A 20,333-nucleotide genomic window follows, 5' to 3' on the forward strand; every position below is an offset into this window, starting at 1 on the left:
CAGCAAACCCCGGCGGATTAAACTTCTGACATCAACTTAAGGCCGTGAGGTCTGAAACGGGAGTTCAAGATGAAAAAAATCCTCGGTATTCACAACAGCCCGGAAGCACATTGGGTCGGTAACGGTTTCCTGGTGAATTCGCTGTTCTCTTATAACGATTTGGGAGCGGAAATGAGCCCGTTCCTGCTGCTGGATCACGCAGCGCCAACCAAATTCCGCTCCGCCTCCGGCACCCGTGGCGTGGGTCAGCACCCGCATCGCGGGTTTGAAACGGTGACCATCGTCTATCAGGGCGAAGTGGAACACCGCGACTCGACCGGCAGCGGCGGGGTGATTGGCCCCGGCGACGTCCAGTGGATGACCGCCGCCTCCGGCATTCTGCACGAAGAGTTCCATTCGCGGGACTTCTCGCGCAAGGGCGGCACCATGGAAATGGTACAGCTGTGGGTCAACCTGCCGGCCAAGGACAAAATGGCCGAGCCGGGCTATCAGACGCTGCTGAACGCCGATATTCCGGTGGTTCCTCTGGCGGACGGCGCAGGGCAGGTGCGGGTGATCGCCGGTGACTTTGGCGGCCACGCCGGCCCGGCGCGCACCTTCAGCCCGCTTAACGTGTGGGACATGAAGCTGAATGCCGGCCATACCACCACGCTGACGGTGAAAGAAGGCCATACGCTGGCGCTGGTGATGCTGCACGGCGCGATCCTGGTTAACGGTGAAGACGTGGTGCGCGAAACCCAAATGGTGCGTTTCGACCGGGCGGGGGATTCGATCACCATCGAAGCCAACAACGACGTCGCGTTGTTGGTGCTGAGCGGCGAACCGATCGATGAGCCTATCGTCGGCTACGGCCCGTTCGTCATGAACAGCGACGCGGAAATCCAGCAGGCGTTCCGCGATTTCAACAGCGGCAAGTTCGGCAGCATGAACGCCGAAGCGAGCGCCGGTTGAACCTTGGCGCCTGGGGCGGACAGTGTTCCCCGGCTCAGGCGCTACACTTAAACCTCAACGCCCCGCCCTGCGGCGGGGCGTTTCATCCGCAACATCAACCCCACAGGAGTAAAACCATGACTGCAAATTACAAGCGCCTCGACAAAGACCAGGCCGCCGTATTGCTGGTGGATCATCAGGCAGGGCTGCTTTCGCTGGTGCGTGATATCGATCCCGATCGGTTTAAAAACAACGTGCTGGCGCTGGGTGATTTAGCGAAGTACTTCAACCTGCCGACCATTCTCACCACCAGTTTCGAAAACGGCCCCAATGGCCCGCTGGTGCCGGAACTGAAAGCCCAATTCCCCGATGCTCCCTTCATTCCTCGCCCTGGCCAGATCAACGCCTGGGACAACGACGACTTCGTCAAGGCGGTGAAAGCCACCGGCCGCAAGCAGCTGATCATCGCCGGCGTAGTGACCGAAGTGTGCGTGGCATTCCCGGCGCTGTCGGCGCTCAATGAAGGTTTCGAGGTCTTTGTGGTGACCGACGCCTCCGGCACCTTCAATGAGCTGACGCGTCAGTCGGCCTGGAGCCGCATGGAGGCCGCCGGCGCGCAGCTGATGACCTGGTTCGGCGTCGCCTGCGAGCTGCACCGCGACTGGCGCAACGACATCGAAGGCCTGGGCACGCTGTTCTCCAACCATATCCCGGACTACCGCAATCTGATGACCAGCTACAACACGCTGACGAACGGCAAGTAACGCGATAGATGGGCAGTATTTGCTGCCCATCATTTGTATTTGGATTCTGTATAAATACCAGTACCAGCAATGGTTCACTCGCTATAAATTCCCATCTGTTAATACTTCTCTCTTTTTTTATTGTGATCGACTTTAGGTCTTTTTGTTCCCATTTTGATTAAGGCTATTTGTTCTGCTATATAACTAATAATTAATGCTAATTCTATTAAATATTGACGGAGTTCTATTTAAGAGCCCCGCTTTGTTGCAAGAAAAGCGCTTTTGAACGTGTAATTTAAGACTACAGCGATTTAACACAGCAGAGGGATGGTTGATGAATGCATTCAGAGATAAGCTTAAGGCCCATGTTCTTCATGTGGCCTCGGTAGGTCAGCATTGCAATACTGAGGAAACGACTAAGCAGGCATTAATTTTGCCGTTATTAGAAACCCTAGGCTTTCATCCATATGATCCTACTAAGGTGAAGGCAGAGTATGGTGCTGATTTTCCAGGTGTTAAGGTGGGTGAGCGCGTTGATTACGCCCTTTTTTGCCATGCGGTTCCCGTCATGTTCATCGAGGCGAAGTCCTTCAATCAAAATTTGTCAAATCATAGCCCCCAGCTATCTCGCTATTTTAATGCGACACCGGAGGTTACGGTTTCTGCAATAACCAATGGGAAAGAATGGCGATTTTTCACCGATCTGAAAGATAAAAACATCATGGATGACACACCATTCTTGAAGATAGATTTTAATAATCTAAACGATTCTGATATTGATCAGCTCTATCGATTTAGGCACGACCAATTTCAGCCGGAAGCGCTGCGGACATTAGCTGAAGAAAGCATCTATCTGACTTCATTTACAAAAACTATCAGCGCCAGTCTTCGAGATGTTGATTCTGATTTTGTTCGCTATGTAGCAAGTCGCTCTAACGTTCAGCGTCAGCTAAACCAACGATTTTTGGACACAATAACGCCATTGGTTCGTTTGGCTGTTGAAAAAGCGGTGAGTGCGATGGTCGTTTCTGGTCTGTCAGTGACGTCGGAAAATGTTGTAGCGTCTGAGTCACCTGATGAAGGTGAAGCGCAAAACAGACCGGATCCGCTCGCCCCGATCGTTGATCCCGATAATAGTAAAATAGTGACGACCTTTGCAGAAAGGTGCTTGTTTGACAATGTGGCGATGATCTTGGGCACTGAGGCAGAGCTGATTGCAAAAGACACGGAAAGCTATTACAGCATCCTCTTTCAGGGGAAGACGACGCGATGGGTTCTGCGTTATTTCGACAATAAGCAACGTCCAACCATTTTGCTTCCGCTTGAGATAGACGAGGCCAGACAGGCTGAGATAACTCGCGCCGGCCTGGAGTTGGCTGCAGGGGGGCATATCATTATCGACCGCCCGGAAAATATTTTGCGGCTAACGGGTTTGATCGTTGATTCTTACCAATATTGTATTAATGACGAAAACTTTAGGCAGAAGAGAAAAGATAAGCAGGAAAGTTAGTCCATACTCACTTTAAGCCTTTGATTGGCAAAAGAACATGAAGGGCTTTCCACGCAGGGTGGCATGTGCCGTGCGGAAAGTGGGAAAGATCGGAATGCTTACCAAATCTTCTGTTTTCATCACGTTAGACGCGGGATGTAAGCAAAGCGCAGCGGGGCGAAAAGGTAGCGAAAAGCGGCTTTCTCATGGGCCGGGGGCGGGGTAGCGTAATCCCGAACCCGGCAAATGAGGCTAATTCAATGAAACAAGCAATCAAGATCCTGGCGCTGCCCTGCATGGGCATGGCGCTGTTGTTCAGCGCGAGCGCGATGTCTGCCCCCGAGGCGCCTGCGGCCAAAGCGTTGCCGCCTGTGGCGGATGAACCGATGCGCATGCCGCCTTTCCCGGGCGGGCACCCGCCCAAGCCGGGGTTCTGCCGCGGCGGTGAGCTGTTCTGCGCCACCTCGGCCAGCGACAATCCGGTGGAAACCATCAACAAACTGACGGCGGTGATCCCGGCGGGCAGCGCCAAACATTACGAAGTGCGCGTCGCGGTGGTGGCGGTGCCTGACGCACCGCCCGGGCCTTAACACGCCCCGTCATCCCGCTCTGGCCTGGGCGCACCAGGCGCGTTAGGCTAAGGCGAGCATTTTTCGGGAGGCGGGATGACCCCTTTATCACAGTTGCCTTATCTGCAGCCCGGCGATCGCGCGTTGTTGTTCGACGGCGAATGCAACCTGTGTCATGGGCTGGTGAGATACCTTGTTCGCGCCGATCGGCAGCGGCGCATTCTGTTGGCGACGGTGCAATCCGTCGAAGGGCAGGCAATCCTGCAGGCGCTGGGATTGCCGACCGACCGTTTCGATTCCGTGGTCTATGTGGAACAGGGGCGCTGTTGGCTGCGTTCGGCGGCGTTGTTTCGGGCGCTGCGCCAAGTGGGATGGCCGTACCGCGCGCTGGCGCTGGCGCGTTTCCTGCCGCCGCGACTGGCGGACAAGATCTACGATGCGGTCGCCGGCAATCGCTACCGGCTGTTTGGCCGCAACGACGGCAGCGGCCTGCCGGGTGCCGACCAGCCCGGGCGCTATCTGCCTCGGCGGCGGGAGCCGCCGGCCTGAGCTTTACGCTTCTTTACCATCCAACCGCTTGAAATATCAGCACTCCAGCTCCATATAATGGGTCATTCAGCCAACAAGGAGCGCGTATGGGAATCAGTGAAGAAGAGCACATCCGCCGTTTGACCCAAGAGAAAAACGACATGGGCAATACGGCGAAATGGGTGGCGATCGTTTCCGCCGTCTACTTTGCCTTGATGGTGTTTTATGGCCATCCAACCGGCGTATTGGCGATGTCGGGCGCGGTATTCATTGTCTCTACCGCCACCTGGTTGAAAAAGCGCCAGAAGGTCAAATCTTACCGCATGGCGTTGGCCAAAATCAGCGACGATCAGCCCTGATAGTCGCAGCGCTTTAGCGTATACACCAGGCTCGGCGCCGCGCCGGGCACGTCATCCAGCGTATCCACCCGCTGCATGCCGATCTTTTCCAGCACTCGCCACGACGCCTGATTCTCCGCACGCACAATGGCGGAAATCTCCCCCAGCGCCAATCCGACAAAACCGTATTGCAGCGACGCCCGCGCCATCTCGGTGGCCAATCCCATGCCCCAGACGCGAGTATCGAAGCGATAGCCGAGGTTCACGGTGCGCTGCGCCCCGAGCGGTTTCCGGGACAATCCGCCAAAGCCGATAATCCAATCCGGCCGTTCGCGCAGAGCGATCGCCCAGGAACCGTAACCGTGTTGTTGCCACCCGGAAATCCTCTCTTGCAGCGCCGATGCGGCCTGCGCTTCGCTGGTGAGTGGGCCGGCGGGATTGAAACGCTGCGTTTGCGGATCGCCGAAGATGGCGTAGAAACGCGCGAGATCCGCCATCACCGGTGGGCGCATCTGCAGGCGTTCGCTGAAGAAAGGAGTGGAAGGATTAAAGCTTGTCATCGTTTCTCTCTGCTGGATAAATGAACAGTGTTCACTGTAGACCAGAATGGCGAAACGGGAAATCCCCCTCTGCGGGTGAGAGGGGGCGAAGGGAATTACAGGAAGGAGTCGTCGTCGTCGCTGTAATCGTCGTCGGCGTAGTCCGTGTCGTCCTGATAGTTGGCGTTCTGGAAGCCGTTGTCCTGGTTGAGGAAGCTACCGCCATCGCCGTTGTTGAAGGTATCCAGGTTGTTGGAGGCGTCGAAATTGCGCATTGCGCTGTCGTCCAGCGGCGCCGGGGTTTCCTCGATAATATTTACGATTTCCTGTGGTTGTGAATGTCGGAACATACCGGTCAGCATGTCGGCCAATACCACGCCGCCGGCGACGCCCGCCGCCGTTTGCAAGGCGCCTCCCAGGAAGCCGCCGGCGCGTGAAGGCGCCGCCTGCTGCGGTGGGGCATAGGCCGGTTGCTGCGGCTGCTGCGCGTTGTTCCAGGCCGCCGTATTTTGCTGCTGCGCCTGATACTGTTCGCGCGGGCTTGGCGTACTGCGGCTGCCGCCGCCGAACAGGCCGGCCAGGAAGCCGCCGCTGCTCTGCTGGCCGTTGGCGGTTTGCTGCAGCTGCGCCACCTGGGCCTCCAGCTCTTTGACCCGCTGATCCATCTGCTTGAGCGCCGCTTCCTGAATAATCATCGCCTGCGCCATGTAATAAGGGGCGGAAGGCTGCTCGCGAATATGCTGGTTGATTTGCTGCTCTGCCTGGAGATCCCGTGGGCCCGTCTTGGTCTCGGCTTCTTTCAGGCGGCCAAACAGACCATCGATAAGGCGTTGTTCTTCGGATTGCATAGGAGTACCTCAGGAGATAAATAACGGTGCTGGATGATCACTATCATCGGTATCAATTACCCTAGCGCGTTTACATGAACCAATAAATAAATGGCGGGTAAACCTGCCTATGAATTTGTTACCAATTGCGGCAGCGGGATCAGCATCACCAGCTTCAGACCGGCGTGCTCCGCCGGATGGAAGGTGAGTTGGCGATAGCGCAGCGCGCCTCGCTGAGGATGCTCGAACGCTCTTTCGCCGCCTTCGCGCGCCATGACGTCATGTTGCTTCCACCAGTGATTAAAGTCCGCGCTGTTGTGCGTCATGTTGCGCACGAAGGCGCGCATCTCTTCGGTATTTTGATGATGGCTGGTCTCGGCGCGAAACTCGGCCACCACGCGGCGCGCGCGCTCTTCCCAATCGCTGACCAGCGTTTTCGCCAACGGGTGGAAGAACATGAAGTGCAGCAGGTTGGGGCTGTTGGCCACATCCAGCCAGCCGCTGAACAGCTCCGCCGCCTGCGGATTCCAGGCGACGACGTTCCATCTCACGTCCAGCAGATAGCAGGGCACCGTCATCTGATGCACGCTTTGCAGCACCGTGTCATTGGCGGTTTCTCGGTGCGCTTCCTGCTCGGGGTCGGCGATACGCGCCAGGGTAAACAGGTAGTGGCGTTCGGCCGGGCCGAGCCGCAGCGCTTTGGCGATGCGCGCCAGTGTGAAAGGGGAAATGGACACCTCGCGGCCCTGTTCGATCCAGGTATACCAGGTGGCGCTGATGCCGCTGATTTGCGCCAACTCTTCGCGGCGCAGGCCGCTGGTGCGGCGGCGCGAAGAGCTGGGCAGGCCGATCATTTCCGGCGTGATGCGTTCGCGGTGCGCGCGCAGAAACGCGCCGAGGGCTTTTGGCCCGGATAAGGCTTCTGATGACATAGCATGGTACCTATTTATACCAGGATAACTGCTCATATTGTACCCGTATAGTAGCCTGATTATAGTAGCCGAAAGCCTTCAGGCACAGGCGCAAGCCGGATAATAACAGGAGCAAACATGAGCAACAGCAACAGCCATAACAATGCGGTAGACCGGCAGTTCGGCGAGCAGGCCAATGCCTATTTAACCAGCGCGGTGCATGCGCAGGGCAAGGATTTGCAACGTCTGGCGCGGTTACTGGCGCCGCACGCCGAAGCGCGCCTGCTCGATCTGGGCTGCGGCGCGGGGCATGCCAGCTTCACCGCGGCGGCCAGCGTAGCGCAGGTGGTGGCCTACGATCTGTCGGCGCAAATGTTGGCGGTGGTGAGGCAGGCGGCGGCGGAAAAAGGCCTGAACAATATTCAGCAGCAGCAGGGCGTGGCGGAGTCTTTGCCGTTTGAGGACGCCAGCTTCGATCTGGTCATCAGCCGCTATTCGGCGCACCACTGGCGCGATGTCGGCCAGGCGCTGCGCGAGGTCAGGCGGGTACTCAAACCGGGCGGCAGCGCGATCTTTATGGACGTGGTCTCGCCGGGGCACCCGCTGCTGGATATCTACCTGCAAACCGTGGAAGTGCTGCGCGACACCTCGCACGTGCGCAACTATGCGCCGGGCGAGTGGCTGACGTTGCTGACCGAGGCCGGGCTGGTGGTACGCGAGGTGACGGCGGATCGATTGACGCTGGAGTTCGGCAGTTGGGTGGCGCGTATGCGCACGCCGGCGCATTTCGTCACCGCGATCCGCGCGCTGCAGCAAAGCGTGTCGCAGGAGGTGGTGGAGCATTTCGCCATCCAGCCGGACGGCTCCTTCACCAGTGATATCATGATGTTTGAAGTGACGAAGGGCTGAAAGCAACGGGGCAGCCGATGAAGGCTGCCCCGTGAAACGCGATCGACTGCGATACGCTTATTTTTTGTCTTCCAGCAGGCAGCGGTAGATCAGGCCGCCGATAATGCCGCCGACCAGCGGCACCAGCCAGAACACCCACAGCTGCTGCAGCGCCCAGGTGCCCTGGAAGATCGCTACGCCGGTGCTGCGCGCCGGGTTGACGGAGGTGTTGGTCACCGGGATGCTGATCAGGTGGATCAGCGTCAGCGTCAGGCCGATAGCCAGCGGGGCAAAGCCTGCCGGCGCGCGCTTGTCGGTCACGCCATGAATAACGATCAGGAAGAAGGCGGTCAGCACCAGCTCAATCACGATTGCGGCTTGCAGAGAGTAACCGCCCGGTGAGTGTTCGCCGTAACCGTTGGAGGCGAAACCGCCTGCCGTGGCGTCGAAACCGGCTTTGCCGCTGGCGATCAAATACAGCACCGACGCTGCGGCGATACCGCCGATCACCTGTGCGATAACGTAAGGGATCACGTCTTTCGCCGCGAAACGGCCGCCGGCGAATAAGCCGACGGTGACCGCCGGGTTAAAATGCCCGCCGGAAATATGGCCGACGGCATAGGCCATCGTCACTACGGTCAGACCGAAAGCGAGCGCGACGCCGAGGAAACCAATACCCAGCTGTGGGAATGCCGCTGCCAATACTGCGCTACCACAACCACCAAACACCAACCAAAATGTGCCAAAAAATTCAGCAAAAAGTCGCTTTGACATAGATTCCATCCTGCGGAATAGACTAACGGGCGTTAGCACTAAAAACTATAGAACAGCTTTTTTAAGTTCATGCAGATATTCTATAGAATTTTCTTAATGAACCTTGAATAACGGCGGTATTAAATCCCTGACATTTTATTTTGTCTATGAGAAAAACACCGTTTTTCGCCGTGTTGACGCGCGTTTGCCGATTTTTTTATCTTTGTTATAAGAATTTACCCTAAGCAAAACGACGGGCTATTTCCGGGCGGTTTTTTCCAGCGGTTTTCTCCATTCAATACGCTCAGGTTAATTGCTCATTTCTATTTGCCAGCCAACCTTATTGCCTGATGTGCATTTGACGAATTGCCTATTGTCATCTAAGTGTCATGCTAAATTAATATCGTCTTCTGCCTGACAACGCTCCATTTAACCTCGGGTAAAAATATGAAAATAAAATCGCTCTCCCTGCTGTTGGCTTCACTGTTTCCGGTATTGGCTCACGCTGCCGACATTGAGGTGGCGCGTTATGTGGTCGGCTTCCCCGGCGGGGAACGCGTCGCCTATCAGGGGGCGTCCGCCAAGCATTTCCCGCAGGGATTGCCGGTAGGGATCGGCTCCGGGTTGATGTTCAACAAGAAGCAGGGCGACGATTTGGTGCTGACGACGCTGACCGATCGCGGTCCTAATGCCGATGCCCCGGCGGTAGGCAAGCAAGAGGCCAAGATTTTCGCCAATCCGCAATTCACGCCTCTGTTGATGGACATTCGTATCGGCGGCGGCAAGGCCGTAGCCGAGAATGCGCGGCCCTTGTACGACGAAAAAGGGCCGATCGGCGGGCTGCCGTTGCCGGGCGAGCTGATTGGTTCTACAAACGAAGTGGCGTTGAACGACGCGTTGCAGCCGCTGTCCGGCGATCGCCGCGGGTTGGATACCGAAGGGGTGACCGGTGACGGCAACGGCGGCTATTGGCTGTGTGATGAGTACGGCCCGTTTCTGATCCATATCGACGGCAAAGGTAAAATCCTCGCCAAATATGGCCCAACGCCGCAGGCCGGCGAACAGGCGGTGGCGGGCGGTTTGCCGAACATCCTGAAATGGCGTCAGCCCAACCGCGGTTTTGAAGGATTGACCCGGATGCCGGACGGGCGAATTCTGGCGGCGGTGCAGAGCACGCTGGATGTCGATGGCAAAAGCAAAAACAAGGCGCAGTTTACCCGGTTGGTGAGCTTCGATCCGCGCAGTGGCAAAACCGCCATGTACGGCTATCCCATCGATATCGACAGCTATAAAAAAGCCAAAGACGCCAAAATTGGCGATGTCGTGGCGTTGGACAACCAGCGCATCCTGTTGATTGAACAGGGAACCGGTAAAGATAAGTCAATGATCAACAAGATCTATCTGGTGGATCTCGCGCAGGCCAGCGATCTGAGCGCGTTTGACGGCCAGGGTAAAGCGCTGGAGTTCGACGATGCGAAAGATCTGGCTAAACGCGGCGTGAAGCTGGCGCAGAAACGGGAAGTGGCGGATCTGCGTCAGTTGGGCTGGCGCCAGGAGAAAGCGGAAGGGTTGGCGCTGATCGACGATCGCACGCTGGCGGTGATCAATGACAACGATTTCGGCTTGCAGGCCACGCTGGTGGATGCGTCACCAAAGAGCAAGAAAATCGGCGACTATCAGTTGGAGAAAGGAGGGCGGTTGAGCCTCGACGGTGACAAAACCGACGCCCGCATCGAATTGCGCCCTCTGGAGCAGCCGGAATCGCTGAGTGAGCTCTGGGTGCTCACCTTGCCGCAATCCTTGAAGTGACCGACATCGGGGGCGATGCGCCCCCGTCAGACCGTTGACAAAGGAGGAAAAAACGTGGTTTTTCCTCCTTTGTGGCCATCAGCCGAAAATCAATAAATTGATTTTCCTTGTTTTTTTATCCGCTGCTCTCTGCAAACCCGGTAATGGCATGAGGTTTGTCATCAATCTCACAGCGGGGGCGGTGACGCCCCCGTTTGCTTCAGGCTTGCGCGTGCCGCTGCGGCGCTTTGCCGCGCGAGATGCTCTCCCACGCCGCCACCACCACCATGATCAGCGTCGTCAGGCCATTGACCATCAGCAGGTCGGTTAAATAGGCGATCGGGGCCAATGCCGCCAGCGCCAGCAGCCCGACCAGATGCGACAGCGGGAAGCGGCGATACACCAGCCGTTTGTACAGCGCGTTGGCGAACAGGTAAATCGCCGGGCCGAGCAGCAGCACCGCCGCCGTGGCGTGTTGGATGCGGCCGTCGGGATGGGCGATCACCAGCTCGTTGGCCACGGCGCAGACGATGATCGCCCCCACCAGCGCGACGTGCACATAATGGAAATAAGCGCCCAGCTGGCCGGGATTTTCCGCCTGGGTGATGGCGTGGCTGCCGGCTTTGCTGCTGGTGTCGAAGTAAACCCACCACATCGCCAGGCTGCCGAGAAAGGCCACCAGCGAAGCGATGAGCACCGGCAGGCTCCAGCTTTCCATTTCGCTCAGGGTGGCGCCGGTGATCAGAATGGTTTCCCCCAGCGCCACGATCACGAACAGCTGGCAGCGCTCCGCCAGATGGTGGCCTTCGATGGTCCATTCGCTGCTGCTGTCCGAGCGCCCCAGCACCGGCAGGTGAAAACCGAACATCGGCGAGACGTACTCGCACAAGACGGCGATCGCCCACAGCGCCAGGCGAACATGGCCTTCCGCCAGCCCGCCGGCGATCCAGAAGACGGCGGAGATGCACAGCCAGCCGAGAATGCGGCGAAAGTTTTGTTTTAACGGATGATCGGGCGCCAGCAGGCGCAATACCGTGGCGGAGCGCCCGACCTGAATGGCGACGTAGAACAGGGCGAAGATCAGACCGCGTTCGCCAAACGCCTGCGGCAACGCGGCGGCGGCGAACAGCTCCAGCAGCATGATCGCGAACAGCAACAGGCGGATCTGGCGGGTATCCGGATTGAACCAGTTGGTGACCCAGGCGGTGTATTGCCAGGCCAGCCAGACGGCGAACCACAGCAGCAGGGTTTCCAGCGCGCCGGTCAGCGTCAGGTGATGCAACAGATAGTGGGAAAGTTGGGTCACGGCGAAAACGTAGATCAGATCGAACAGCAGCTCGGAAAATGAGACCGACGCGCCCTGACCGTCACGCACGCGCAGCAGGTTTTGCGACATAAGCGTTCTTCCTTAAAAGGGTAAGCCACAAAATTCAGCGTAGCTCAGCGCGCTCCGGCGGGTAAAAAATCTTAAATAGACGCGGCGCGCATTCTTTATCACGCGCCGTCTTTAATTGTTCATCAAATAGGGGTAAGGTGAAGCCTATAAAGTTATTCTCGCCTGAAAATACACACCCGCTCTCACTTCCTCCTTATTCTCCTCACAATGATTGATGTTCTTTACGTTGCATGACGTCCGTTTTCATTGGCTAGCGGATAATTAACATCACTGACAACGAGCTAATAAACAAGAACACCTGGAGTCAATCATGAAACTTATCCCAAGCATCGCAGCCGTATTGATCGCCGCCGCTTCATTTTCCACTTTCGCCGCGCCGCTGTCGTCGGTAAAACAGGTCAACAGCGAGCAGGCTGCCAATCTGCAAAGCCTCGGCGTCGTGTCGGTTTCCGGCGTTAGCGGCTCACCGCATGACGCCATCACCGCCCTGAAAGAAAAAGCCGCGGCGGACGGCGCCAGTCATTATCGCATTATCGGTCTGGACACCCCCGGGGACTCCAGCAACTGGCGCGGCAATGCGGAAATTTATCGCTAAGCGTTAGCTTTTTACCCTCTGGCCGCGGCAACGCGGCCAAAAAAATAAACGGTCGCAATAATTATCTGAACGGTCGGCGCATAAACCGCTTATTCTCAGATCATTATTGCGACCGTTTTTCTTTGCGCGCCGCTGATAAGGTTGCATTTTATTACAACTGTGTCCGCCGCTTTCGGAATCATGTTAATGATTACTTAAGAAATTCGGCTCACATTGAGGGCTTAACCCAAGGAGGCCTCAATGTTAAATGCGACCCGACTGCAACTGATGAATCACTTCGCTTACCTGCAGCAATTTATGGCTTCACCGCGCACCGTCGGTACGCTGGCGCCTTCTTCCCCGTGGCTGTGTCAGGCGATGCTGAATCAGGTTGAATGGACCCGGGCGCTGTCGATCGCGGAACTGGGCGCGGCGGACGGCGTGCTGACCAAACGCATTCTGGGGCGGATGCGCGCCGATGCGGCGCTGGAGGCCTTCGAGATCCAACCCCATTTCGTGCATCGGCTGCGCGGGATTGACGATCGGCGGCTGCAGGTGATGGGCCATTCGGCGACCCGGATGGCCACGGATTACGACGTGGTGTTTTCCTGCCTGCCGCTGCTGTCGATCCCGGTCAGGATCAGCGTGCGCATTCTTCAGCAGGCCCGGCAGCGGCTGCTGGCGCGCAACGGCACGCTGGTGCTGTTCCAATACAGCCACCTGTCGGAAAAATTGCTGTCGCGCTATTTTCACTGGAAGCGCCTGCGGGTAGTGCGCAACTTCCCGCCGGCGCTGGTGTATGTCTGTACGCCGCGTTAGCTACAGTTTTTTCTCCATCACCACCACCTCTTCGTCATGCTGCCGCCGGCGCTCCAGAGGTTGCCAACCCCAGCCGGCGTACAGCGCTTCCGATTTGTCGGTAATGAGATGCAGAACCGAGTGATGGCGCTGCCGTGCCGCCTCGACGATGGCCATTTCAAGACGGTGGGCGATGCCCTTGCGGCGGTGATCGGGATGCACGAAGACGCCGGCCAGCCACGGGGTGAGATCCTGGCGCTGATGGTCGTCGCTGGGCCACAGGCTGGCCATGCCCACCGGACGATCGCCGTCGATCATCATCAGCGTCAGGTGGTCGTCGCCCGGTCGGCTGCATTGGGCGAAACGCAGCTGGGTGCGCTCCAGCGAGCCGCCGCGCTGTGAACCCCACTGGCCGAATGCCCAGGCGGCGCACACATCGGCAAACTGCGGGCAATCCGACAGCGGAATGATGCGTTGAGTCATGGAGGTCTCCCGGTTTTTAGCTGTTTCCTCGTTCTATTTAACCGATTTCCCCGCCATTTTTTTAACTTTTTAAAGCCGTTATTTTAGCGGTTTCGCCGTGTTTGCCGCGCGCCCGGCGCCGTTTCCCGGATTTCTTTTGGCAATGGCGGCGCGGGATTGCAAGTGCTAATGAGAGTGATTATCATGCGCACACTATTTCCCCCTTTCGGCTCAATCATGCGCAATTTCCTCATTTTACTGCTGCTTTCTCTGTGGTTCGGCGTGTTCTCCGCCCAGGCGAAGACGGTGACCGATATCACCGGCCGTCAGGTTGTGGTGCCGGACAATCCGCAGCGCATCGTGGTGGGGGAGAGCCGCATGTTGTATACGCTGGCGCTGCTGGAGCCGGGCAACCCGGCGCAGCGCATCGTCGGCTGGCCGGCGGATCTGGCGCGTTTCGATGCGCAAAGCTGGCAGCTTTATACGCAGCAGTTTCCGCAGATAGCCCAGATCCCCGTCATCAGCGGCAATAACTTTCGCCAGGTCAATGTCGAAAGCCTGCTGCAGCTGAAGCCGGATCTGGTGATCCTGGCGCGCTATGCGCGTGAAGATGGCGACAACGATCGGTTGGTTTCTGCGTTGAACAAGGCCGGCGTGGCGGTGATCTACGTCGATCTGCGCATCGATCTGCTGAACAACACCGTGCCGAGCGTGCGGCTGCTGGGCGACGTGCTCAATCGCCGGCAGCGCGCCGAGCAGTTCATCCAGTTTTATCAGCAGCACATGGCGGTGATTCAGCAACGCCTGGCGGGCTATCAGGGGCCGAAGCCCAAAGTGATGCTGCACCTGCATCTGGGGCGGCGCGACACCTGTTGCACCACCGCCGCGCACGGCAACCTCGGCGATCTGCTGACCTTCGCCGGCGGCGACAACATCGCCAACGCCAGCGTCAAAGGGGTGTATGGCGAGCTGAACCCGGAAACCATTCTGAGCGCCAATCCCGACGTGTACCTCGCCACCGGCATGGCCGGGCCGCAGGGCAAACGGCTGTCCGATCTGCGCCTCGGGCCACAGGTCAGCCGCCAAGAGGCCACTGACAGCTTCCGCCGGCTGATCGCCAAACAGCCGATGCTGACCAACCTGCAGGCGGTGAAAAACCACCGCGCCTGGAGCGTCTGGCACAACTTTTACCTCAGCCCGTACCACGTGGTGCTGGTCGAGGTGTTCGCCAAAGCGTTTTACCCGGATCTGTTCGCCGACATCAACCCGCAGCAGACCTTCCAACAGCTTTATCAGCAGTTTTTGCCGTTACCTTTTTCAGGGACCTATTGGAGTCAGTTAGATAATGAATAACAACAAACGCGGTTGGTGGTGCGCATTGCCGTTGGCGGCCTGCGCGACATCGCCGACGTGGGCGGCGGAAAAAACCGCGTCGCAGGAAGAAAGCCTGGTGGTGATCGGCCGCAAAGACGTCGACGGCGTGCAGAGCTATCAGCCGTTGACCAGCGTCACCGGCACCCGCAGCGAAACCAATCTGCTGAACGTGCCGCAGGCGATCGACGTGGTGCCGCAGCAGGTGATTGCCGATCAGGCGGTCAGCAGCCTGGATGAAGCGCTGTACAACGTCAGCGGCATTACCCAGGCCAACACGCTGGGCGGCACCCAGGACGCGGTCATGAAACGCGGTTTCGGCGACAACCGCGACGGCTCCATTCTGCGCGACGGCGTGCGCTCGGTGCAGGCGCGCAACTTCACGCCGACCACCGAGCGGGTAGAGGTGCTCAAGGGGCCGGCTTCGATGCTGTACGGCATGGGGGAACCGGGCGGCATGATCAACATGATCACCAAAAAACCCCAGCTGCAGCAACATACCCACGTGGAAGGCTGGGGCAGCAGCTTCAACGGCGGCGGCGGTCAGCTCGACGTTACCGGGCCGCTCGGCACGTCGGGCTTCGCCTATCGCATGATCGTCGATCACGATGAAACCGACTACTGGCGCAACTTCGGCCGCAACCGCCAGACGGTGATCGCGCCCTCGTTGATGTGGTATGGCGAGAACACCACCGTGCGGCTGGCCTATGAACATATGGAATATCGGGTGCCGTTCGATCGCGGCACCATTATCGATTCGCGCACCGGCAAACCGGTGAATACGCCGCGCGATCGCCGTTTCGACGAAGCCTATAACGCCACCCGCGGCGATCAGGACAGCGTCACTCTGCAGATCGATCAAACGCTCAACGAGCGCTGGAAAAGCTCGCTGACCTACGCCTACAGCCGCAACAGCTACAGTGACAACCAGGCGCGCGCCACGGCGCTGAACCCGGTGACCGGCGTGTTGAGCCGCCAGGCCGACTCGACCGCCCATGCTGTCAGCCACGCCAGCGCGGTACAGTTGACGCTCAATGGCGACGTGGACTGGGGGCGCATCAACCACCAGATGCTGTTCGGCTTCGATTTTGAAGATAACCGCACCTACCGCGGCGACATGATCCGCGGCAAAAAGAACAGCGATTTCAATATCTATCATCCGGTATATGGCCTGATGCCGCCCTCGACCGCGGTCAGCGCCAAAGACAGCGATCAGCGGGAAAATCTCACCAGCTACGGCTGGTTTATGCAGGATTCCATCCAACTGACCGATAAATGGCTGGTGATGGGCGGGCTGCGCTACGACGCTTTCGACGTCTATGCCGGCAAGGGGCGGCCGTTCCAGACCAACACCGACAGCTCGGACGGCAAGCTGGTGCCGCGCGCCGGGGTGGTGTACAAGCTGACGCCTTACGTGTCGCTGTACAGCAGCTATACCGAGTCGTTCAAGCCGAACTCTTCCATCGCCACCCAGATTGATTCGCTGCCGCCGGAGCAGGGCAAGTCGTGGGAAGTCGGCGGCAAGCTGGCGCTGCCGAACGGTGTTACCGGCACGTTGGCGCTGTTCGACATCACCAAGCGCAACGTGATGGTCAGTGAGCTGGTGGAGGGCGAAACCGTGACGCGCACCGCCGGGCGCGTGCGTTCGCAGGGCGTGGAGCTGGACGTGGCCGGTAATCTCACCGACTCGCTGAGCCTGATCGGTTCCTATGCGTATACCGACGCGCGCGTGGTGGACGATCCGGACAACAAGGGCAAAGAGATGACCAACGTGGCGCGCCATACCGCCTCGCTGTTCCTGACCCAGAACCTGGGCAGCCTGGGCCTGTACAGCGGCGATGAGGTGCGTATCGGCGCCGGCGCGCGCTACGTGGGCCGCCGCCCGGGCGATGCCGCCAACAGCTTCAATATGGATAATTACACCGTTGCCGATGCGTTCGCCGCTTACACTATGCCGATCAACGGCTATCGGGTGAAATGGCAGCTGAACGTGAAGAACCTGTTCGATAAAACCTATTACCCGTCCAGCGGCGGCAATTTGCGCGTGGCGGTGGGGGAACCGCGTGAGGTAGTGCTGCGCGGCAGTATCGATTTCTGAGCCGCGGGCGGTGAAATTTGCTTAAATAACCGCCCCAACGTTAAGGAGAACCCATGAGCCTGCAAATTCGTTTGGCGCAGCAGCGGGATATCGCGCATCTGATGGCGGTTGAACGCTCGGCGGCGCAGCTGTTTCGCCAGCAGCCGGCGTGGCGCTTTATCGCCGAAGGCGAGGTGATGAGCCCGCAACAGCACGCCGCGTTTATCGTCGAACGCCGTGAATGGCTGGCCGAAAGCGACAACGGCGAGTGCGCCGGTTTTATCGCCGTGCAGGCTCAGGGGAAAGACTGGCATATCGCCGAATTGTCGGTCGCCGGTGCCTGGCAACGGCAGGGCGTCGGCCGCCACCTGATCGGGGCGGTGGCGGAAGAAGCCAAACGCCAGGGCGCCGCTCGCCTGACGCTCACCACCTTCATTGAGGTGCCGTGGAATGCGCCTTATTACCGGCGGCTGGGGTTCCGGCCGCTCGACGACGCGCGGCTCACGGCCGCCTTGCGGCGGCATCTGGATGAGGATCTGGCGCACGGCTTTGCCGCTGGCAGTCGCTGTGCCATGGAATTTACACTATCGTAAATATTGAAATACAGAGCGGGCGGGGTATGATGCTGCCACCACGCCATCGCACCCGCTCGGTATTTTGGTATGCAATGCACTCAAGTCACCGCATAAGGGACAACCCGTAATGACACAAACCCTGTTCATGATAGGCGCTCGCGGAGCCGGCAAGACCACGGTAGGCAGCGCATTGGCGCTGGCGTTGGGCTATCAGTTCGTCGATACCGATCTGTTTATGCAGCAGGCGGCGCAGATGAGCGTGGCGGAAATGGTCGAGCGCGAGGGCTGGCTGGGGTTTCGTCGCCGCGAGACCATCGCGTTGCAAACCGTGACCAAGCCGTCAACTATAGTTGCCACCGGCGGCGGAGCGATCCTGGCGGAGGAAAACCGTCAGTTTATGCGCCAGCATGGCACCGTTATCTACCTGCGCGCGCCGGCCAGCGTGTTGGCGCAGCGGTTGGAAGAGTACCCGGAAGATGCGCAGCGCCCGACGCTCACCGGCAGGCCGATCGCCGAAGAGATGTTCGAGGTGCTGGCCGCGCGTGAAGCGTTGTATCAGGATGCCGCGCATTACGTGATGGACGGCGCCGCCGATCCTCAGCGGGTGGTGGAACAAATCCTCGCGGTGCTGCCGCGCGAGACGGTGAAATAACCTTTTCTTCTCTTCGGGCGCTGGGCGCCCGTTTTCTTATTCCCTTTGCCGAGCGGCTGCAAAGTACGCGCCGGGCGTGACGCCGAAGCGGCGGCGAAAGGCGGCGATGTAGGCGCTGACGTTGTCATAGCCGTAGGCGTCGGCCACCTCGCTGACCGCTTCGCCGCGTGATAATCCCTCCAGTGAACGCAATACCCGCGCCTGTTGGCGCCACAGCGCGAAGCTGATGCCGGTTTCCTGCAGAAAGCGGCGGCTCAGGGTGCGCGGGCTGAGCCCGGCCCAGGCGGCCCAGTCGCGCTGGCTGTGCTGGCTGGCGGGATCGTTCAGCAGCGCCCGGGCGATGTTCAGCAACCGGGCGTCCTGCGGCAGCGGCAATTGCAACGGCGCGCGGCTTGCCGTGTGCATTTCATCCAGCAGCACCTGCAGCAGCCGCCGTTGCGGCGCGCTCATCGGGCCGGCGGGGAGCTGCGCGATGCGTTCCACCAGGGCCTGCAACAGCGCGGAGGCGGTGAACAGCTGCGGCTGCGGCGGCATCTCCGGCGCGCTTTCCACCGGCAGATACAGACTCCAGCCCGCCACATCGCCACAGGCCAGCGCCTGATGGGGGCACCCCGGCGGCAGCCAGCCCAGCGCACCGCCGGTGATCGCCCATTGCCGGCCAGGCAGTTCCAGCGCCAGCATGCCGCGCGTCAAAAGATAGATCTGGGCGCCGTCGTGCCGGTGCCAGGGCGTCAGGTGCTTTCTTTCATGCTGAAGGCGTTGGCTGCGGATCTGCGTCATATTGGCCGTTTAACGTTATTGAAAGTCTTGATGCGGTTATTATGCCATCGCCCGGCCGGGATAGGATCGCCATTCCCCCCATTTCGGAGAAACGTGATGACTCAACTTACCCCGCTGAACCTGGTGCTCGATACGCTGCAGCAGGTGGTCGCCAGCCCGGAGCATCGGCCGACGCAGCTCGCCGCCCGTTTCAGCGCAGGCTACCGCCAGCAGGTGGATGGCAAGGTGCTGAACTTCGAGCAGTTTGAGCAACATATGGCGCTGCTGAAACGGCAAACCCGCCGCATGACGCTGAAGGTGCTCGCGGCGGCGGCGCAGGATGAGTCGGTGCTGACCCACCATCTGGTCGAGGTGGAAAAGCGTGACGGCACCTGCAGCCGCGTGCGGGTGCTGGCGCACTTCACCGTGCGTGAAGGCCGCATTTGCGCCTGCGATGAACTGACCGAGCTGTTGACGGGCGCCCCCGGCGATCGCGATCTCGGCTCGCGCGTGCCGGAATGAGGGCGGCTGCTATACTTGCTACTGTGTGAAACACACGGGAGAACGGCATGCGCGAAAATGATCAACCTGCTTATCCACGGAGCGCCCGCGTCGTAGAGGTGTTTCGAGGCGACCCGAACCTGCATCTGCGCCGTTTTGAGGTGCGCACCGACGACATTGAGCCGAATACGTTGCTCAGTGAACATGAAACCGAGCAGGAAGCGCTCGACGCCAAGCACCGCTATGAGGACGAGGCGTTAGAGCATTGACCTGCAGCCCAGCGGAAACCGGCGTCAGGCCGGTTTCCTGTTTATGGTTTGGAAATCGACGCCCTTGCTCTCTTTCCCGCGCGGATCGCACCGCTTGTCCCGCCAGACGCTGCGCACCGACTCTATTATGCTGTCCGCCCATTTGCCGGTAAGCGTCCCGGCAGCAGTTTGCTCTGCGCCGCGATCGCATTTCGCGTGAAAAACCAGTGACAGATCAACCGCAATCCCCCAATATGGATTTTCCATACAAGATGATGACGCGGGTGCCAGTCTATGCTGAAAGTGAATGAGTATTTTGCCGGAAAAGTGAAGTCTATCGGTTTTGACAGTAGCAGCATCGGTCTTACCAGCGTGGGTGTGATGGAAGAGGGCGAATACACCTTCTCCACCGCGCAGCCGGAAGAAATGACGGTGATCACCGGGGCGCTGAAAGTGCTGCTGCCGGGCGCGCCGGACTGGCAGGTGTTTACGCCGGGCGAGAAATTCTTCGTGCCGGGGCACAGCGAGTTCAACCTGCAGGTGGCCGACGCAACCGCCTATCTGTGCCGCTACCTGAGCAAATAAGGTTGCTCGTTAGGGGAATGCAGGGCTCAGCG

The 20,333-nt window shown here is 59.0% G+C and carries 24 protein-coding genes; 17 read left to right on the top strand and 7 right to left on the bottom strand.

The window, feature by feature from the left end; all coding sequences use genetic code 11:
* Positions 1-69: 69 nt before the first annotated feature.
* The 6 genes from SERRSCBI_RS04520 to SERRSCBI_RS04545 all read left to right on the top strand — a co-directional run bounded on the left by SERRSCBI_RS04520 (position 70) and on the right by SERRSCBI_RS04545 (position 4,618).
* The gene (locus SERRSCBI_RS04520; RefSeq protein WP_016928920.1) at positions 70-951 is read left to right on the top strand and encodes a pirin family protein; all 882 of its coding nucleotides are present in this window, start codon (positions 70-72) and stop codon (positions 949-951) included.
* Positions 952-1,067: 116 nt separating this feature from the next.
* Positions 1,068-1,694 (top strand): isochorismate family cysteine hydrolase YcaC, encoded by a 627-nt coding sequence (ycaC, locus tag SERRSCBI_RS04525; RefSeq protein WP_004928476.1) that lies wholly within the window; start codon positions 1,068-1,070, stop codon positions 1,692-1,694.
* A 313-nt stretch (positions 1,695-2,007) separates the two neighbouring features.
* On the top strand, positions 2,008-3,183 hold the full coding sequence (locus SERRSCBI_RS04530; RefSeq protein WP_033651051.1) for a type I restriction endonuclease: 1,176 nt from the start codon (positions 2,008-2,010) through the stop codon (positions 3,181-3,183).
* 239 nt (positions 3,184-3,422) lie between these two features.
* Positions 3,423-3,752, top strand: coding sequence for a hypothetical protein (locus SERRSCBI_RS04535; RefSeq protein WP_042783760.1), 330 nt, complete (start codon positions 3,423-3,425; stop codon positions 3,750-3,752).
* A 75-nt stretch (positions 3,753-3,827) separates the two neighbouring features.
* The gene (locus SERRSCBI_RS04540) at positions 3,828-4,280 is read left to right on the top strand and encodes a thiol-disulfide oxidoreductase DCC family protein (protein WP_042783761.1); all 453 of its coding nucleotides are present in this window, start codon (positions 3,828-3,830) and stop codon (positions 4,278-4,280) included.
* A gap of 86 nt (positions 4,281-4,366) precedes the next feature.
* Complete coding sequence (locus SERRSCBI_RS04545; RefSeq protein ID WP_033642017.1) at positions 4,367-4,618, top strand: hypothetical protein; 252 nt, start codon at positions 4,367-4,369, stop codon at positions 4,616-4,618.
* Here SERRSCBI_RS04545 and SERRSCBI_RS04550 read toward each other — a convergent pair.
* The 3 genes from SERRSCBI_RS04550 to SERRSCBI_RS04560 form a co-directional block, all read right to left on the bottom strand.
* Positions 4,609-5,157 (bottom strand): GNAT family N-acetyltransferase, encoded by a 549-nt coding sequence (locus SERRSCBI_RS04550; protein WP_042783762.1) that lies wholly within the window; start codon positions 5,155-5,157, stop codon positions 4,609-4,611. The two genes, SERRSCBI_RS04545 and SERRSCBI_RS04550, sit on opposite strands and share 10 nt — an antisense overlap.
* A 95-nt stretch (positions 5,158-5,252) precedes the next feature.
* Positions 5,253-5,984, bottom strand: coding sequence for a DUF2076 domain-containing protein (locus SERRSCBI_RS04555; RefSeq protein ID WP_033642019.1), 732 nt, complete (start codon positions 5,982-5,984; stop codon positions 5,253-5,255).
* 107 nt (positions 5,985-6,091) lie between these two features.
* The gene (locus SERRSCBI_RS04560) at positions 6,092-6,895 is read right to left on the bottom strand and encodes a helix-turn-helix transcriptional regulator (RefSeq protein WP_042783763.1); all 804 of its coding nucleotides are present in this window, start codon (positions 6,893-6,895) and stop codon (positions 6,092-6,094) included.
* A gap of 117 nt (positions 6,896-7,012) precedes the next feature.
* On the opposite strand from SERRSCBI_RS04560, the gene SERRSCBI_RS04565 reads away from it, so the two are divergent.
* Entirely contained in the window at positions 7,013-7,783 is a 771-nt protein-coding gene (locus tag SERRSCBI_RS04565; protein ID WP_042783764.1) for a class I SAM-dependent methyltransferase, read from the top strand.
* A gap of 57 nt (positions 7,784-7,840) precedes the next feature.
* Here SERRSCBI_RS04565 and aqpZ read toward each other — a convergent pair whose 3' ends face one another.
* Positions 7,841-8,536 carry an aquaporin Z gene (gene aqpZ, locus SERRSCBI_RS04570; protein ID WP_033642023.1) on the bottom strand — a complete coding sequence of 232 codons (696 nt, stop codon included), beginning with the start codon at positions 8,534-8,536 and terminating at the stop codon, positions 7,841-7,843.
* Positions 8,537-8,962: 426 nt separating this feature from the next.
* On the opposite strand from aqpZ, the gene SERRSCBI_RS04575 reads away from it, so the two are divergent.
* Entirely contained in the window at positions 8,963-10,324 is a 1,362-nt protein-coding gene (locus SERRSCBI_RS04575; protein WP_042783765.1) for an esterase-like activity of phytase family protein, read from the top strand.
* Between the two features lie 199 nt (positions 10,325-10,523).
* Here the strand turns inward: SERRSCBI_RS04575 and SERRSCBI_RS04580 are convergent, their stop codons facing one another.
* Positions 10,524-11,699 (bottom strand): low temperature requirement protein A, encoded by a 1,176-nt coding sequence (locus tag SERRSCBI_RS04580; protein ID WP_042783766.1) that lies wholly within the window; start codon positions 11,697-11,699, stop codon positions 10,524-10,526.
* A gap of 310 nt (positions 11,700-12,009) precedes the next feature.
* On the opposite strand from SERRSCBI_RS04580, the gene SERRSCBI_RS04585 reads away from it, so the two are divergent.
* Both SERRSCBI_RS04585 and SERRSCBI_RS04590 read left to right on the top strand, forming a co-directional pair.
* A complete protein-coding gene (locus SERRSCBI_RS04585; RefSeq protein ID WP_033634035.1) occupies positions 12,010-12,294 on the top strand; it encodes a YdgH/BhsA/McbA-like domain containing protein in 285 nt (94 codons plus the stop codon).
* A gap of 240 nt (positions 12,295-12,534) precedes the next feature.
* Positions 12,535-13,092, top strand: a complete 558-nt coding sequence (locus SERRSCBI_RS04590) for a class I SAM-dependent methyltransferase (protein WP_033642027.1) — start codon at positions 12,535-12,537, stop codon at positions 13,090-13,092.
* Here the strand turns inward: SERRSCBI_RS04590 and SERRSCBI_RS04595 are convergent, their stop codons facing one another.
* Positions 13,093-13,554, bottom strand: coding sequence for a GNAT family N-acetyltransferase (locus SERRSCBI_RS04595; protein ID WP_033651058.1), 462 nt, complete (start codon positions 13,552-13,554; stop codon positions 13,093-13,095).
* Between the two features lie 216 nt (positions 13,555-13,770).
* On the opposite strand from SERRSCBI_RS04595, the gene SERRSCBI_RS04600 reads away from it, so the two are divergent.
* From SERRSCBI_RS04600 to aroL, 4 genes are all read left to right on the top strand, one after another.
* Complete coding sequence (locus SERRSCBI_RS04600; protein ID WP_042783767.1) at positions 13,771-14,886, top strand: ABC transporter substrate-binding protein; 1,116 nt, start codon at positions 13,771-13,773, stop codon at positions 14,884-14,886.
* A complete protein-coding gene (locus SERRSCBI_RS04605; RefSeq protein ID WP_042783768.1) occupies positions 14,879-17,002 on the top strand; it encodes a TonB-dependent siderophore receptor in 2,124 nt (707 codons plus the stop codon). The genes SERRSCBI_RS04600 and SERRSCBI_RS04605 overlap by 8 nt, the downstream gene beginning before the upstream one ends.
* A gap of 53 nt (positions 17,003-17,055) precedes the next feature.
* Positions 17,056-17,574: a GNAT family N-acetyltransferase gene (locus tag SERRSCBI_RS04610; protein WP_042783769.1), complete on the top strand. Its 519-nt coding sequence runs from the start codon at positions 17,056-17,058 to the stop codon at positions 17,572-17,574.
* 109 nt (positions 17,575-17,683) lie between these two features.
* Positions 17,684-18,208, top strand: a complete 525-nt coding sequence (gene aroL, locus SERRSCBI_RS04615) for a shikimate kinase AroL (RefSeq protein WP_042783770.1) — start codon at positions 17,684-17,686, stop codon at positions 18,206-18,208.
* 36 nt (positions 18,209-18,244) lie between these two features.
* On the opposite strand, the gene SERRSCBI_RS04620 is transcribed toward aroL, so the two are convergent.
* A complete protein-coding gene (locus SERRSCBI_RS04620) occupies positions 18,245-18,988 on the bottom strand; it encodes an AraC family transcriptional regulator (protein ID WP_042783771.1) in 744 nt (247 codons plus the stop codon).
* A gap of 96 nt (positions 18,989-19,084) precedes the next feature.
* Here SERRSCBI_RS04620 and SERRSCBI_RS04625 point away from each other — a divergent pair, with 96 nt between their 5' ends.
* The 3 genes from SERRSCBI_RS04625 to ppnP all read left to right on the top strand — a co-directional run bounded on the left by SERRSCBI_RS04625 (position 19,085) and on the right by ppnP (position 20,301).
* Entirely contained in the window at positions 19,085-19,489 is a 405-nt protein-coding gene (locus SERRSCBI_RS04625; protein ID WP_033651063.1) for a nuclear transport factor 2 family protein, read from the top strand.
* A gap of 47 nt (positions 19,490-19,536) precedes the next feature.
* A complete protein-coding gene (locus SERRSCBI_RS04630) occupies positions 19,537-19,737 on the top strand; it encodes a YaiA family protein (protein WP_015376810.1) in 201 nt (66 codons plus the stop codon).
* Positions 19,738-20,010: 273 nt separating this feature from the next.
* The gene (ppnP, locus tag SERRSCBI_RS04640; protein WP_004940463.1) at positions 20,011-20,301 is read left to right on the top strand and encodes a pyrimidine/purine nucleoside phosphorylase; all 291 of its coding nucleotides are present in this window, start codon (positions 20,011-20,013) and stop codon (positions 20,299-20,301) included.
* Positions 20,302-20,333: the final 32 nt, after the last annotated feature.

The organism is Serratia sp. SCBI, from assembly GCF_000747565.1.
GTDB classification, from domain to species: domain Bacteria; phylum Pseudomonadota; class Gammaproteobacteria; order Enterobacterales; family Enterobacteriaceae; genus Serratia; species Serratia ureilytica.

What these genes read in the sequence shown, in the direction of transcription:
- SERRSCBI_RS04520 (WP_016928920.1), top strand. Translation starts at nt 70, where the DNA reads ATGAAAAAAATCCTCGGTATTCACAACAGCCCGGAAGCACATTGGGTC.
- SERRSCBI_RS04545 (WP_033642017.1), top strand. Translation starts at nt 4,367, where the DNA reads ATGGGAATCAGTGAAGAAGAGCACATCCGCCGTTTGACCCAAGAGAAA.
- SERRSCBI_RS04550 (WP_042783762.1), bottom strand. Translation starts at nt 5,157, where the DNA reads ATGACAAGCTTTAATCCTTCCACTCCTTTCTTCAGCGAACGCCTGCAG.
- SERRSCBI_RS04630 (WP_015376810.1), top strand. Translation starts at nt 19,537, where the DNA reads ATGCGCGAAAATGATCAACCTGCTTATCCACGGAGCGCCCGCGTCGTA.
- aqpZ (WP_033642023.1), bottom strand. Translation starts at nt 8,536, where the DNA reads ATGTCAAAGCGACTTTTTGCTGAATTTTTTGGCACATTTTGGTTGGTG.
- SERRSCBI_RS04575 (WP_042783765.1), top strand. Translation starts at nt 8,963, where the DNA reads ATGAAAATAAAATCGCTCTCCCTGCTGTTGGCTTCACTGTTTCCGGTA.
- SERRSCBI_RS04595 (WP_033651058.1), bottom strand. Translation starts at nt 13,554, where the DNA reads ATGACTCAACGCATCATTCCGCTGTCGGATTGCCCGCAGTTTGCCGAT.
- SERRSCBI_RS04555 (WP_033642019.1), bottom strand. Translation starts at nt 5,984, where the DNA reads ATGCAATCCGAAGAACAACGCCTTATCGATGGTCTGTTTGGCCGCCTG.
- SERRSCBI_RS04600 (WP_042783767.1), top strand. Translation starts at nt 13,771, where the DNA reads ATGCGCAATTTCCTCATTTTACTGCTGCTTTCTCTGTGGTTCGGCGTG.
- SERRSCBI_RS04540 (WP_042783761.1), top strand. Translation starts at nt 3,828, where the DNA reads ATGACCCCTTTATCACAGTTGCCTTATCTGCAGCCCGGCGATCGCGCG.
- ppnP (WP_004940463.1), top strand. Translation starts at nt 20,011, where the DNA reads ATGCTGAAAGTGAATGAGTATTTTGCCGGAAAAGTGAAGTCTATCGGT.
- SERRSCBI_RS04530 (WP_033651051.1), top strand. Translation starts at nt 2,008, where the DNA reads ATGAATGCATTCAGAGATAAGCTTAAGGCCCATGTTCTTCATGTGGCC.
- SERRSCBI_RS04605 (WP_042783768.1), top strand. Translation starts at nt 14,879, where the DNA reads ATGAATAACAACAAACGCGGTTGGTGGTGCGCATTGCCGTTGGCGGCC.
- SERRSCBI_RS04625 (WP_033651063.1), top strand. Translation starts at nt 19,085, where the DNA reads ATGACTCAACTTACCCCGCTGAACCTGGTGCTCGATACGCTGCAGCAG.
- SERRSCBI_RS04590 (WP_033642027.1), top strand. Translation starts at nt 12,535, where the DNA reads ATGTTAAATGCGACCCGACTGCAACTGATGAATCACTTCGCTTACCTG.
- ycaC (WP_004928476.1), top strand. Translation starts at nt 1,068, where the DNA reads ATGACTGCAAATTACAAGCGCCTCGACAAAGACCAGGCCGCCGTATTG.
- SERRSCBI_RS04580 (WP_042783766.1), bottom strand. Translation starts at nt 11,699, where the DNA reads ATGTCGCAAAACCTGCTGCGCGTGCGTGACGGTCAGGGCGCGTCGGTC.
- SERRSCBI_RS04565 (WP_042783764.1), top strand. Translation starts at nt 7,013, where the DNA reads ATGAGCAACAGCAACAGCCATAACAATGCGGTAGACCGGCAGTTCGGC.
- SERRSCBI_RS04585 (WP_033634035.1), top strand. Translation starts at nt 12,010, where the DNA reads ATGAAACTTATCCCAAGCATCGCAGCCGTATTGATCGCCGCCGCTTCA.
- SERRSCBI_RS04620 (WP_042783771.1), bottom strand. Translation starts at nt 18,988, where the DNA reads ATGACGCAGATCCGCAGCCAACGCCTTCAGCATGAAAGAAAGCACCTG.
- SERRSCBI_RS04610 (WP_042783769.1), top strand. Translation starts at nt 17,056, where the DNA reads ATGAGCCTGCAAATTCGTTTGGCGCAGCAGCGGGATATCGCGCATCTG.
- SERRSCBI_RS04535 (WP_042783760.1), top strand. Translation starts at nt 3,423, where the DNA reads ATGAAACAAGCAATCAAGATCCTGGCGCTGCCCTGCATGGGCATGGCG.
- SERRSCBI_RS04560 (WP_042783763.1), bottom strand. Translation starts at nt 6,895, where the DNA reads ATGTCATCAGAAGCCTTATCCGGGCCAAAAGCCCTCGGCGCGTTTCTG.
- aroL (WP_042783770.1), top strand. Translation starts at nt 17,684, where the DNA reads ATGACACAAACCCTGTTCATGATAGGCGCTCGCGGAGCCGGCAAGACC.